Genomic DNA, 11,698 nt, shown 5'->3' with positions numbered 1-11,698 from the left:
AGCGCGTCTCGTGTCTCATTCGCGCCCGGAGCGAAGCGAGGACGCGAATGAGCGCCGCTGTTGTCGATGCGCCGGCCCACGTGGGTCGTCGTGTCCGTCCGTTCGCCTGGGTGCAGCAGAGCCTGACCCTGGCCTGGCGGAACATCGTCCGGATCCGGCAGAACCCGGAAGCCCTGGCGGACGTGACGTTCCAGCCGATCATCTTCCTGGTGCTGTTCCTGTTCGTCTTCGGCGGCGCGATCGCCAACGGCGGGACTTGGCACGACTACCTGCCGTTCCTGTTGCCCGGCCTGCTCGTGCAAACCGTGGTGTTCTCCACGATGGGGACCGGGGTGGCGCTGAACGACGACTTCGCGAAGGGCGTGTTCGACCGGTTCCGATCGCTTCCGATAGCCCGCATCGCACCGCTGGTCGGTGCGGTCCTCGGGGACGCGGTGCGGTACACGCTGTCGATCGTGATCCTGATGACCACCGGGTTCGTGCTCGGATTCCGGTTCCACAACGGGGTCGGGAACGGGTTGCTGGCGCTGGTGATCGTGCTGCTGTTCGCGCTGTCGATGTGCTGGATCTGGGTGTGGCTCGGGCTGACCCTGAAGACCGCGCAGGGTGTCCAGGGCGTCGCCTTCCTGGTGATGTTCCCGCTCACCTTCGGCAGCAACGTCTTCGTCCAGACGAGCACTCTGCCAGGCTTCCTGCAGGCGTTCGTGAACGTGAACCCGGTCAAGTACCTGGTCGACACGATGCGCGGCCTGATGCTCGGCGGCCCGATCCAGAAGCCGCTCCTCATCACCCTCGCGTGGATGATCGGCCTGATCGCGGTCTTCGCCCCGCTGGCAATCCGCGCCTACCGCCGCCGCACCTGACGCTGAATCAACGAAGGGGGCCGGGAAACCCGGGCCCCTTTTCTGTCCGTTCCGTCCGCCAGAGTGGGCAGTATGACGACGAAGTGGACGATGACGATCGACTGCGCCGACCCGGCCCGGGTGGCGCGTTTCTGGTGTACGGCGCTCGGCTACGTGGAGTCGGATCCGCCGAAGGGCTGGGACAGCTGGGAGGCGTTCCTCACCGACCAGAACGTCCCCGAGGAGGAGTGGAACGACGGCGCCGCCATCTCGGATCCGAACGGTGTACTCCCGTCGCTGTCCTTCCTCAAGGTCCCCGAGCCCCGCACGGTGAAGAACCGCCTCCACCTGGACCTCCAGGTCAGCGGCGGCCGCGCCGAACCCCAACACCTCCGCGAACAACGCATCCGAGCCACCGCCGAAACCCTCCTCGCCGCCGGTGCCACCCTCATCCGCGAAGTCCCCGTAGACAACACGTCCACCCTCGACCACCTCTGGCTCCAAGACCCAGAAGGCAACGACTTCTGCGTGGTCTGACATCCAGGGCAACCCCAAACCCACCCGGATGCTGCTGGCCGCCCCGCCCACTGTCGGGCCTCGGACGGTGGAGGTGATCAAGACGGAGGAGAAGGGCTCAGACGTCAACCTCGCGACGTACCTGCTGGTGGATGCGTTCCGGGACGACGCCGAGGCATTCGCCGTGGTCAGCAATGACTCGGATCTGATCGAGCCGATCCGGATCGTGCGGCATGAGCTGGGGAAAGTTGTGGGGCTACTCAATCCTCAGGCGGTGGCGAGTCAGCGATTGCTGACCTGCCGGCCGACGTTCGCGAAGCAGATCCGGTCGGGGGTCCTGGGCGCCAGCCAGTTCCCGCGCCAGGTGGTGGACAGCACAGGTTCGGTGATTCGTAAGCCGGCGGACTGGTGAAAAAGCAGAAGCCCCACCGAGGTGGGGCTTCGCACCCAGCCACCGAAGCAACTGGGGGGATGTTCACAGGCTAACCGACGACCCGGTCCGGGGCAAACTCCTCAGCTTTGGAGTTCGGCGAAGGCGAGGGGGGTTCGGGTGCAGAGGTAGGTTGCCCAGTGCAACTTTTCGGGGGTGCCGTCGGGGGCGCGGGTGATGCGGAGGAGTTCGCCGGTTTCGCGGCCGGAGGTGGTGCGGTAGACGTCTTCGGAGATGCGGGTGAAGACGGCGGGGGACTGGTGCTCGGGGGCGGCGGGGGACTTGGCCTGGAGTACGCCGTTCTTGACCGAGAATTCGAACGGGCTGCCCTCGGTGAACCAGGTGCCGAGGACGCCGGCCAGCTCAGCCGGAACGGAAGAGCCGGGGACCCACGGTTCGGTGGGCAGCGGGTCGTCCTCGAGCACCTTGATGATCAGGTCGGTGGCCAGCGCGCTGGGTGCCAGTGAGGACGCGGTGAACAGTGCGATCCCCGCCGTACCGGACTCGCGGTGTACGAACGTCGACGTGATGTGCCCCGGCATACCGCCGTCGTGGCCGACGAAGACGCGGTCGCCGCGACGGAACAGCATGAAGCCGAGGCCGAAGGCGAGCTGCCAGCGGTCCACGTCGGCCATGATCTGCACCTGGCACATCTCCTCGAGGGTGTCCTTCGACAGCACCTCGTCGACCGGGTTCGCGACGAACATGCCCCACTTCGCCAGATCCTCAGCCGTCGAGGCCAGCCCGCCGCAGGCGTCCATCGCGCCGAGGTCGAGCAGTGGCTCCCGCACGGGTACGTCGGAGAACGGCGGCACGTAGTACCCGGTGGCGGCCGGTCCGCCGTCCATCCCGACCGTGGTCCGGCGCATCTCCAGCGGGTCCAGGATCCGGGCCTTGATCGCGTCGTACCAGGTCCGTCCGTCCAGCCGGGCGACGATCTCGCCGAGCAGCGAGAAGACCAGGTTCGAGTAGTGGAACCGGTGATGCGGCTTTCCGATCCGCTCGGCCTCGTTCCACCCCGACACCAGCTCGGCGCGGTCCGGGAACTGCATCAGGTCCCAGACGTCGCCGACCGGCTCGCGCTGCATGCCGCTGGCGTGGCTGAGCATCTGCCGCACGGTGATGCCCTCGTGCTTGCTCTCCGGGATCAGCTTCTCGACGGTGTCGTCCAGGCTGAGCTTGCCCTCGTCGCGCAGCGCCATGATCGCGACCGCGGTCAGCGTCTTGCTCTGCGACGCGATGAGGAACTGCGAGTCCGCCGTCGGCGGTACGCCGGGATTCGCCAGATCGGCCGAGCCGGCCCCAGCCGACCAGGCCAGCGACCCGGCGCGGGCGACAGCGCCCACCACCCCGGGGATCCGGCCCTTGGCCTGCCGTCCGGTCACGATGCGAGTAAGAGCGGTCTGCGTCTGCGCGTCGATATGTGTCACGCCTGCCGACCTTACAAGGAACCAAATGACAAAAGGCAGGGGTTTTGGTCGGGGTCATGTGCGAGGCTGGTGGGGTGCGCATAGCGGTGCTTGGGCCTCTCGCGATGTGGGCGGCTGACGGGACTCCGCTGGACGTCCGCGGAGTCCGGCTGCGCGGCCTGCTCGCACGCCTCGCGCTGAGCGCCGGCCGGCCGGTGAGCGTCGACACCCTGGTAGACGGCCTGTGGGGCAGCGCGGCGCCCAGCGCGAACGCTCTGCAGTCACTCGTTTCCCGGCTGCGCGCCGGCCTCCCGGCGACCGAGTCGAGCATTTCGGTCCAATCCGGCCCGGCCGGCTACACGCTGACCATCGGCCCGGACTGCGTCGACGCCCTCCAGTTCGAAGACCTCGTACGGCGTGGCCGCGGCCTGCTCGCATCCGACCCGGAGCAGGCGCACAAGCTCCTCACCCAGGCCGACAAGCTCTGGCGCGGTGAAGCCCTCACCGACCTGCGCGACCTGCCGTTCGCCGCGGTCGAGGCCGACCGCCTGGCCGAGCTCAGGCTCGCCGCCACCGAGGATCTGGCCGAGGCCGCCGTCACGTGCGGCCACGCCCGTGACCTGATCACCGACCTCGAACACCTCGCCATCACCCACCCGCTCCGCGAACGTCTCCACGAGCTCCTGATCAGAGCCCTGTACGCCGATGGCCGGCAAGCTGAGGCACTAGCGGCGTACGAACGTGTCCGCACCACCCTGGCCGACGAGCTCGGCGCCGACCCGGGCACCCGGCTGCGCGATCTGCATGTCGCCGTACTTCGGGGGGACTCGGTCGATCCGGCCGCGAAGACGAACGCCGTACCGGTCGCACCGCCTGCACCTCCCCGCAGCAACCTCAGAGCCCCGATGACGAGCTTCGTCGGCCGGCGCGATGACGTGGCCGAGCTGGCCCGACTGCTGAGCAACGGGACACGCCTGGTCACGACGGTCGGCCCAGGCGGCGCCGGGAAGACCAGACTGGCAACGGAGACCGGCCGAACTCTGGTGGACCAGAGTGGCGACGGCATCTGGTTCGTCGAGCTTGCCCCGCTCGGTGACGCGGCCGATGTGGCGCCGGCCGTGCTGTCCACGTTGGGTGCGAGCGAGTACGTCGATCTGCCGCGGACGAAGTTCACCCAGCCGTTCCCGACCAGCCGCGCGGCGACCCTGCGACTCGTCGAGGTGATCGGCGATCGCCGCGTCCTGCTCGTCCTCGACAACTGCGAGCACCTGGTGCAGGAGGTCGCCGACCTGGTCGACTCGCTGCTCGCCGCCTGCCCGCGGCTACGGGTGCTGACGACCAGCCGCGAGCCGCTGAGCATTCCCGGTGAGCACCTGCATCCGGTCGGGCCGTTGGGCATGCCGCCCGAGAACAGCGTCGACGACGAATACCCGGCGATGCAGCTGTTCGTCGACCGCGCCCGCGCCGTACGACCCGATTTCGCCCTGTACGACGGCAACCGCGAGGCAGTCGCCGAGATCTGCCGCCGGCTGGACGGAATGCCGTTGGCGATCGAGCTGGCGGCGGCCCGGTTGCGGGCCCTCACCCCGCCGCAGATCGTCGACCGGCTGGCCGACAGGTTCCGCTTGCTGACGAGCGGCTCGCGGACCGCACTGCCCAGGCACCAGACCCTGCGTGCCGTGGTCGAGTGGAGCTGGGACCTGCTCGATCCGGAAGAGCAGGCGGTCGCCCGGCGGCTGTCCCTGTTCTCCGGCGGCGCGACGCTGGACGCTGCCGAGCAGATCTGCAGCGATGACGAACTCCCTGCTGAGGCTGTGCTCGGCGTCCTCGCGTCACTTGTCGACAAATCGCTCGTCGAAGCCGCGGCCGACGACCGCTCGGTGCGCTACCGGATGCTCGAGACAGTTCGCGCGTACGCCGCTGAGCAGTTGAAGGCCTCGGGTGAGTACGACCGGTTCCGGCACGCCCACACGATGTACTTCAGCCGGATGCTGCGGCGGGCGCGGCCGAAACTGTTCACCGGCGAACAGATCCAGTGGATCGCCCGGCTGACCGCAGACAACGAGAACCTGCTCGACGCCCTCCGGACCGCGATCGACAGCGGCTCGGCGCGGAGCGCGGTCCAGATGGTCGCCGCGCTCGGTGAGTACTGGAACATGAGCGGCCGCCCGGCCGAGGCGGTCAACTGGATGCAGGCGGCACTCGCCGTACCTGGTCCGAGTTCTCCGCTGGACCGGGCCACGGCGGTCATGCTGCTCTCGCTCGGCACCTTGTCCACCGGTGACGACCAGGCCGGGTCGTTCCCCCGGGTGATCCGCGGGCTGGCCGAGGTCCGCTGGCTCAGCCGGCGTCATGCGCAGGTCGCGGAGTCCGGTGTCGGCCTGTTCACCAACGCGGTGTGGGCGGCGGTCCGGCGGGACAAGGCCGGGTGCTTCCGGGCGCTCGAGGCGGCGCGCGAGCACGACGACCCGTGGACCCGGAACATGGGCGTGATGATGACCGCGATGTTCCGCGAGAACGACGGCGAGGTCGAGCAGATGGCGGCCGACCTGGCCATCGCGCTCGACGGCTTCCGGGCGATCGGCGACCGGTTCGGTACGTCGCTGGCGCTGCGAGGCCTGGCCAGCTACCAGGGCAATCTCGGCGACCACGAGGATGCGCTCGCCTCACTGCGCGAGGCGATCGGGCTGGTCGAGGAGCTCGGCACCACCGAGGGCCTCGCGCAACTGCTCGGCTCCTGCGCGGCCAGCCGGATCGAGCTCGGTGACCTGGACGGCGCCCGCGCGGACCTGGAACGCGCCATGCAGTTGTCCGAGGAGACAGGCTCCCGCACCGGCCAGGCGCTCGGTTACCTGGGCATGTCGCGGATCGCGCGCCGGACCGGCCGGCTGGACGAGGCCAAAGAACTCGCGGAACGCGCGTACTCGATGCTCGACCTGGAGGCGGAGCGGATGGCGCCGCACGGGCAGGCGATGCTGCTGGCCAACCTGAGCCGGGTGCACGTCGCCAGGGACGAGCTCGAGACCGCCCTGCGCTACGACCGGCAGGCGGTCGAACTCGCCCTCACCACCGAGGACATGCCGCTGGCCTCGATCATCATCGAGGCCTCCGCGGACGTGCAGTTGCGGGCCGGCGAGACCGAGCAGGCCGCGCGTACGCTCGGGCTGGTGGCCGCGATGCGGGGCATGCGGACCGTCCCGGACGCCGACGTCCGCAGCACCTCCGACCGGCTGCACGATGCCCTGGGCAACGAAGCGTTCGACGCCGCGTACGACGCGGGCGCATCGCTCACCCCGGAAGAGGCAGTCGCCGAGCTCCGCAAGCGCCTGAGCTCGTCGTGACGCCGGTCAGCTCGTGATCAGCTGGACCGCCAGCTCCCGCAACGACGTCTGCACCTTCTGCTCGGGCGGACGCGGATCGGCCAGCATCCAGTCGTAGACGACGGTGTTGACCGCACCGAAGAACGCCAGCCCGAGGAAGCGGAAGTCCTTGCGCTTGATCTCGCCGCGATCGACCGCGGTGTCGCCGAGGTCGCGCACACTGCCGATCAGCAGCTCCCGGAACGCGATCCGCTGCTCCTCGACCGCGGGGCTCGTACCGACCACCTCGACGAACGAGATCCGGGCCCGGCGCAGGTCCGTCATGATCGTCCGCAGGTACCCGTCGACGGCCGCCGTGATCCGCTCCCGGACCGGCCGGTCCGCGGTCGCGCGGAGCGCGTCGCCAGTGCTCCGGACGGCGAGCTCGATGACCTGCGCGTGCACCGCGAGTAGCACGGCCTCCTTGTTCTGGAACTCGTGGTAGAAGTGCCGCGTGGACACTTTCGCCTGTGTACACAGGCGTTCCACGGAGGTCGCCGGATAGCCCTCGGTCCCGAACAACTCCAGTGCCGCGGCCAGCAGTCGCTCCCGGCGCGCAGCCTTCCACTCCTCGACCGACCGCCCGGAATAACGGCGTACGGAGGGTTCCCTCATCGCACCTCTTGTCGCTACCCCGTGCCAGATGTCGGACATCCTATCCACCGTGCGGCGCAGCTGTAACCGGGTCAGTCTCCGCGAAGACCGACCCGGTCAGGCTCAGTTCATCTTCTCGTAGCCGGTCGCGCCGTCGAGGAGTTCCCGGATGATGTCGAGATGCCCCAGGTGGCGGGCGGTCTCCTCGATCATGTGGCAGAGGATGTACCGGACCGACGCTTGACCGGAGTCGCGGACCTCGGCCCGCTCCACGTCGCCCAGGTCGAAGCCGGCGACGATCTCGTTGGATCGCGCGCACTCCGCGTCGTACTCGTCCAGCAGTTGGGCGAGCGGTACCTCGTCGACGAACATCTCCGCGTCGGGGTGGCCGTCGTCGGTCCACGGGGTCTGGCCGGTGTCCGGCGTACCCAGCAGGTTCATGGTGAACCAGGAGTACTCGACCCAGCGCATGTGGGCCACGAGTCCCGCCACCGTCATCAGTGGCGAGGTCGGCAGCACCTTCCGGTGCGCGTCGGTCTCGCTCAGACCTTCGCACTTCGTCCGGACGAGCGACCGGAGGTGGTCGAGCCAGCCGGTCAACTGGGTCCGCTCGTCGGCGGTCAGCGGCGGCCTCATGCTTCGTCCGGCTTCGTGTAGCCGGTCCGGCCGTCGAGGAGCTCTCTGATGATGTCCATATGGCCCACGTGGCGGGCGGTCTCCTCGATCATGTGGCAGAGGATATAGCGCAGTGAGGCGGCGTCCCCTTTGGCCGCGTACGGGCCTTGCTCGACCGTGTCGAGGGACAGCGTGGCGATGGCCTCGTTGGATCGTGTGCACTCGGCGTCATACTCGTCGAGCAGTTGGGCGAGGGGTACGTCGGCCACGAACATCTCCGCGTCCGGGTGACCACCTTCGGTCCACGGACTCTGGCCGGTGTCGGGTACGCCCACCAGGTTGAGCTGGAACCAGGCCCACTCGTTCCAGCGCAGATGCGCGGCGACTCCCGCCATCGTCATCAACGGTGACGTCCCGAGAACCTTGCGGTGGGCGTCTTCTTCGCTCAGCCCTTCGCACTTCATCCGGACGAAGGAACGCTGCAGGTCGAGCCATCCGATCAGCTGAACGCGCTCGTCGGCGGTCAGCGGCGGACGCTGTACTTCGGTCATTCGAAAGCTCCTGTGGTGATGGGAGCCACCCGGTCTCAGCCGCGGGTACGGCGGACGGGCAGCACGACTGTCGGACTCGACATCGCGCTCACCTCCTCTCCGCCGCCGGCGGTGTCGTCCACCGGCACGAGCACCGTACACCCCCACCTTGTGCACCCAGCAACCATATTTCCGGCCACGAAACGGTCGGTGGGTGCACAAAGTGATCCGGGGGTGGCATGCTCGGAGGGAGTACGGCGCCCCGCACGGGCGCCTCGTACCGCGAAATAGCCACCAAGTTCCACCTCGAAGACTTCGAGGTGGAGGCCTTGGTCCGCCCGCACATCCGCGCACCCGCCTTCCGCAAGACCAAACACGCCGTACCCCGGTCCGAAGCCCTCCTGTAGCACGCCGGGTCAGATATTGCGGTCGTCGCGGATTCGTTTGGCTTTGCCCAGGGAGCGTTCCAGGGCATGGGGGGCGAGGACCTCGACGGTGGCCGTGACGCCTACTCGGTCCTTGATGCGGCGGGAGAGGTTGGTGGCTGCGGTGGCGCGGTCGGTCAGGTCGGGGGCGGCTTCGACTTGGACAGTTAGTTCGTCGAGGCGGTTGGGGCGGGTGAGGATGCAGAGGTAGTGAGGGGTGAGGCCGTCGACCAGGAGGATCTGTTCCTCGATCTGGGTGGGGAAGACGTTCACGCCACGGACGATCATCATGTCGTCGGTCCGGCCGGTGATCTTCTCCATCCGGCGCATCCCGGGGCGGGCGGTGCCGGGGAGCAACCGGGTCAGGTCCCGGGTGCGGTAGCGCAGCACCGGGAAGGCTTCCTTGGTGAGGGTGGTGAAGACGAGTTCGCCCTCGGAGCCGTCCGGCAGCACCTCGCCGGTGACGGGGTCGATGATCTCCGGGTAGAAGTGGTCCTCCCAGATGTGCAGCCCGTCCTTGGTCTCGACGCACTCCTGCGCGACGCCCGGCCCCATCACCTCGGACAGTCCGTAGATGTCGACCGCGTGGATCCCGGTGCGCTGCTCGACCTCAGTACGCATCTGCTCGGTCCACGGCTCGGCGCCGAAGATCCCGATCCGCAACGACGTGTCCCGCGGATCCAGCCCCCGCGCGGCCATCTCGTCCACGATCGACAGGAAGTACGACGGCGTGACCATGATGATCCGCGCACCGAAGTCCCGGATCAGATCGACCTGCCGCTCCGTCATCCCACCGGACACGGGTACGACGGTGCACCCGAGCCGCTCGGCTCCGTAGTGCGCACCGAGGCCGCCGGTGAACAGACCGTAGCCGTAGGCAACATGACAAACATCGCCCGCACGCCCGCCGGCGGCGCGGATCGACCGCGCCATCAGATCCGCCCAGTTGTCCAGATCCCGCCGCGTGTACCCAACCACCGTGGGCCGTCCCGTCGTCCCAGACGAGGCATGCACCCGGACCACTTCGGACCGCGGTACGGCGAACATCCCGAACGGATAGTTGTCCCGCAGCTCCTTCTTCGCGGTGAACGGCAACCGGCTGAGGTCGGAGAACTCCTGTAGATCCCCGGGCTTGAAGCCGACCGCGTCCAAAGCGGCGCGATAGTGCGGGACGTTCTCGTACGCGCGCCGCACAGTTGCCTGTAGCAACGACAGTTGGCGCGACCGGAGTTCGTCGACGGACAGCCGCTCACCGGCGTCCCGTAGTTCCTCGGGGCAAGCCTCACCGAGCATAAAACTCCTCCTACGGACGGGCGAGCAGGGTAGCGATGCCCTGGCCGACGCCGATGCACATGGTCGCCAGCGCGTAGCCGGCATCGCGGTGGCGAAGCTCCAAGGCTGCAGTGAGGGCGAGACGGGCGCCGGACATCCCCAGCGGGTGGCCGAGGGCGATGGCGCCGCCGTTCGGATTGACGTGCTCGGCGTCGTCGGGCAGCCCGAGCTCGCGCAGTACGGCCAGGGACTGCGAGGCGAACGCCTCGTTCAGCTCGATCACGCCGACGTCGGCCAGTGCGACACCGGAGCGATCGAGAAGCTTGCGGGTGGCGGGTGCCGGCCCGATCCCCATGATCCGCGGCGGCACCCCGGCGGCCGCCGTACCGACGATCCGCGCCAGCGGGGTGAACCCGTGCCGCTCGACCGCCTCGCCGCTCATCACCAGCAGGGCGGCGGCACCGTCGTTCACTCCGGACGCGTTGCCCGCCGTGACCGTGCCGGGCGAGCGGAACGGAGTCTTCAGCGCAGCCAAGGCTTCGAGTGAGGTCTCCCGCGGGTGCTCGTCGGTATCAACGACGGTGATCGCGCCACGCTTACCCGGTACGTCGACGGCCACGATCTCTTCTGCCAGCCGCCCGTTGGCCTGCGCCTTGGCTGCCCGCTGCTGACTCCGCAGCGCGAACAGGTCCTGGTCCGCGCGAGAGATGCCGTAGTCCGAGGCGACGTTCTCCGCGGTCTCGGGCATCGAGTCGATCCCGTACTGCTCCTTGAGTGCCGGGTTGACGAACCGCCAGCCGATCGTGGTGTCGAAGATCTCGGCCTGCCGGGAGAAGGCAGTCGTTGCCTTAGGCATCACAAATGGTGCTCGTGACATCGACTCGACCCCACCGGCCACGACGATGTCGTTGTCTCCGGCAATGATCGACCGGGCCGCCGACGCGACCGCGTCCAGACCCGATCCGCACAGCCGGTTGATCGTCGTACCCGGCACCGAGACGGGCAGGCCGGACAGCAGCACCGCCATCCGGGCCACGTTCCGGTTGTCCTCGCCGGCCTGGTTCGCGCAGCCGAGGATGACGTCGTCGATCAGCGCGGGGTCGACGGCCTGCCGGTTCAGCAGCGACGAGATGGCGTGCGCCGCCAGGTCGTCGGGCCGGACCGCGGCGAGCGCACCGCCGTACCGTCCGATCGGCGTACGGACGCCGTCCACGAGAAAGGCCTCACGCGTCATGAATCCTCCGAACCAATGATCGTGCCGGACAGTTGCCGGCTCCGGCCGCGGAACTCGGCGATCACCTCGTCGCCGCGCCGGACGGTCACGTCGTAGATCCCGTTCCGGCCGAACGCCGTGCGCTCGCGGGCCTCGGCGACGAGCAGGTCCCCGCGCCGGGCCGGGGCGACGAAGACGATGTCGCAGGCCTGCGCGACGGTGACCTGGTTGCGGGCGTTGCAGGCGAAGGCGAACGCGGAGTCGGCGAGGCAGAACACGAATCCACCATGCGCGATCCCGTGCCCGTTCACCATGTCCTCGCGCACCGGCATCTCGATCCGGGCCATACCGTCGGCGACGTCCACCAGCCGCATACCCAGGCCGGCGCTGGCGGTGTCCTCCGCCCACATCGCCGCGGCCACCCGCGCCGCCAGTCCGTCACCCATCCATCTGCCCCATCGAGAAGAAGCTTGTGACACTCTATTGCCGGTTG

General features: G+C 68.7%; 12 protein-coding genes. 5 read left to right on the top strand and 7 right to left on the bottom strand.

The annotated features are described in order from the left end of the window. Positions 1-47 precede the first annotated feature (47 nt). The 3 genes from ACZ3HV_RS24765 to ACZ3HV_RS24755 all read left to right on the top strand — a co-directional run bounded on the left by ACZ3HV_RS24765 (position 48) and on the right by ACZ3HV_RS24755 (position 1,770). Positions 48-863 carry an ABC transporter permease gene (locus ACZ3HV_RS24765; RefSeq protein ID WP_465687341.1) on the top strand — a complete coding sequence of 272 codons (816 nt, stop codon included), beginning with the start codon at positions 48-50 and terminating at the stop codon, positions 861-863. Positions 864-935: 72 nt separating this feature from the next. Next, a complete protein-coding gene (locus ACZ3HV_RS24760; protein ID WP_465687340.1) occupies positions 936-1,379 on the top strand; it encodes a VOC family protein in 444 nt (147 codons plus the stop codon). 73 nt (positions 1,380-1,452) lie between these two features. Beyond that, positions 1,453-1,770, top strand: coding sequence for an NYN domain-containing protein (locus ACZ3HV_RS24755; RefSeq protein WP_465687339.1), 318 nt, complete (start codon positions 1,453-1,455; stop codon positions 1,768-1,770). 101 nt (positions 1,771-1,871) lie between these two features. Here ACZ3HV_RS24755 and ACZ3HV_RS24750 read toward each other — a convergent pair whose 3' ends face one another. Continuing rightward, on the bottom strand, positions 1,872-3,218 hold the full coding sequence (locus tag ACZ3HV_RS24750; RefSeq protein ID WP_465687338.1) for a serine hydrolase domain-containing protein: 1,347 nt from the start codon (positions 3,216-3,218) through the stop codon (positions 1,872-1,874). Between the two features lie 74 nt (positions 3,219-3,292). On the opposite strand from ACZ3HV_RS24750, the gene ACZ3HV_RS24745 reads away from it, so the two are divergent. Continuing rightward, complete coding sequence (locus ACZ3HV_RS24745) at positions 3,293-6,538, top strand: ATP-binding protein (RefSeq protein WP_465687337.1); 3,246 nt, start codon at positions 3,293-3,295, stop codon at positions 6,536-6,538. A 6-nt stretch (positions 6,539-6,544) separates the two neighbouring features. Here the strand turns inward: ACZ3HV_RS24745 and ACZ3HV_RS24740 are convergent, their stop codons facing one another. The 3 genes from ACZ3HV_RS24740 to ACZ3HV_RS24730 form a co-directional block, all read right to left on the bottom strand. After that, a complete protein-coding gene (locus ACZ3HV_RS24740; protein WP_465687336.1) occupies positions 6,545-7,171 on the bottom strand; it encodes a TetR/AcrR family transcriptional regulator in 627 nt (208 codons plus the stop codon). Between the two features lie 102 nt (positions 7,172-7,273). Next, entirely contained in the window at positions 7,274-7,786 is a 513-nt protein-coding gene (locus ACZ3HV_RS24735; RefSeq protein ID WP_465687335.1) for a DinB family protein, read from the bottom strand. Next, positions 7,783-8,316 (bottom strand): DinB family protein, encoded by a 534-nt coding sequence (locus ACZ3HV_RS24730; RefSeq protein ID WP_465687334.1) that lies wholly within the window; start codon positions 8,314-8,316, stop codon positions 7,783-7,785. Before ACZ3HV_RS24730 ends, ACZ3HV_RS24735 begins: the two co-directional genes overlap by 4 nt. A 218-nt stretch (positions 8,317-8,534) precedes the next feature. On the opposite strand from ACZ3HV_RS24730, the gene ACZ3HV_RS24725 reads away from it, so the two are divergent. Next, a complete protein-coding gene (locus tag ACZ3HV_RS24725; protein ID WP_465687333.1) occupies positions 8,535-8,702 on the top strand; it encodes a hypothetical protein in 168 nt (55 codons plus the stop codon). A 9-nt stretch (positions 8,703-8,711) separates the two neighbouring features. On the opposite strand, the gene paaK is transcribed toward ACZ3HV_RS24725, so the two are convergent. Genes paaK through paaI form a run of 3 tightly spaced genes read right to left on the bottom strand, consistent with a single transcriptional unit; the run spans position 8,712 to position 11,651 of the window. Then, positions 8,712-10,013, bottom strand: a complete 1,302-nt coding sequence (paaK, locus tag ACZ3HV_RS24720; protein WP_465687332.1) for a phenylacetate--CoA ligase PaaK — start codon at positions 10,011-10,013, stop codon at positions 8,712-8,714. Positions 10,014-10,023: 10 nt separating this feature from the next. Continuing rightward, positions 10,024-11,226, bottom strand: a complete 1,203-nt coding sequence (pcaF, locus tag ACZ3HV_RS24715) for a 3-oxoadipyl-CoA thiolase (RefSeq protein ID WP_465687331.1) — start codon at positions 11,224-11,226, stop codon at positions 10,024-10,026. After that, entirely contained in the window at positions 11,223-11,651 is a 429-nt protein-coding gene (gene paaI / locus ACZ3HV_RS24710; protein ID WP_360361412.1) for a hydroxyphenylacetyl-CoA thioesterase PaaI, read from the bottom strand. Before paaI ends, pcaF begins: the two co-directional genes overlap by 4 nt. Positions 11,652-11,698: the final 47 nt, after the last annotated feature.

The organism is Kribbella sp. NPDC020701 (assembly GCF_055562215.1).
This window is presented reverse-complemented; position numbering and strand designations above follow the sequence as displayed.

Coding starts and splice junctions, on each gene's coding strand:
- pcaF (WP_465687331.1), bottom strand. CDS start 11,226: ATGACGCGTGAGGCCTTTCTCGTGGACGGCGTCCGTACGCCGATCGGA.
- ACZ3HV_RS24740 (WP_465687336.1), bottom strand. CDS start 7,171: ATGAGGGAACCCTCCGTACGCCGTTATTCCGGGCGGTCGGTCGAGGAG.
- ACZ3HV_RS24730 (WP_465687334.1), bottom strand. CDS start 8,316: ATGACCGAAGTACAGCGTCCGCCGCTGACCGCCGACGAGCGCGTTCAG.
- ACZ3HV_RS24760 (WP_465687340.1), top strand. CDS start 936: ATGACGACGAAGTGGACGATGACGATCGACTGCGCCGACCCGGCCCGG.
- paaI (WP_360361412.1), bottom strand. CDS start 11,651: ATGGGTGACGGACTGGCGGCGCGGGTGGCCGCGGCGATGTGGGCGGAG.
- ACZ3HV_RS24735 (WP_465687335.1), bottom strand. CDS start 7,786: ATGAGGCCGCCGCTGACCGCCGACGAGCGGACCCAGTTGACCGGCTGG.
- paaK (WP_465687332.1), bottom strand. CDS start 10,013: ATGCTCGGTGAGGCTTGCCCCGAGGAACTACGGGACGCCGGTGAGCGG.
- ACZ3HV_RS24725 (WP_465687333.1), top strand. CDS start 8,535: ATGCTCGGAGGGAGTACGGCGCCCCGCACGGGCGCCTCGTACCGCGAA.
- ACZ3HV_RS24765 (WP_465687341.1), top strand. CDS start 48: ATGAGCGCCGCTGTTGTCGATGCGCCGGCCCACGTGGGTCGTCGTGTC.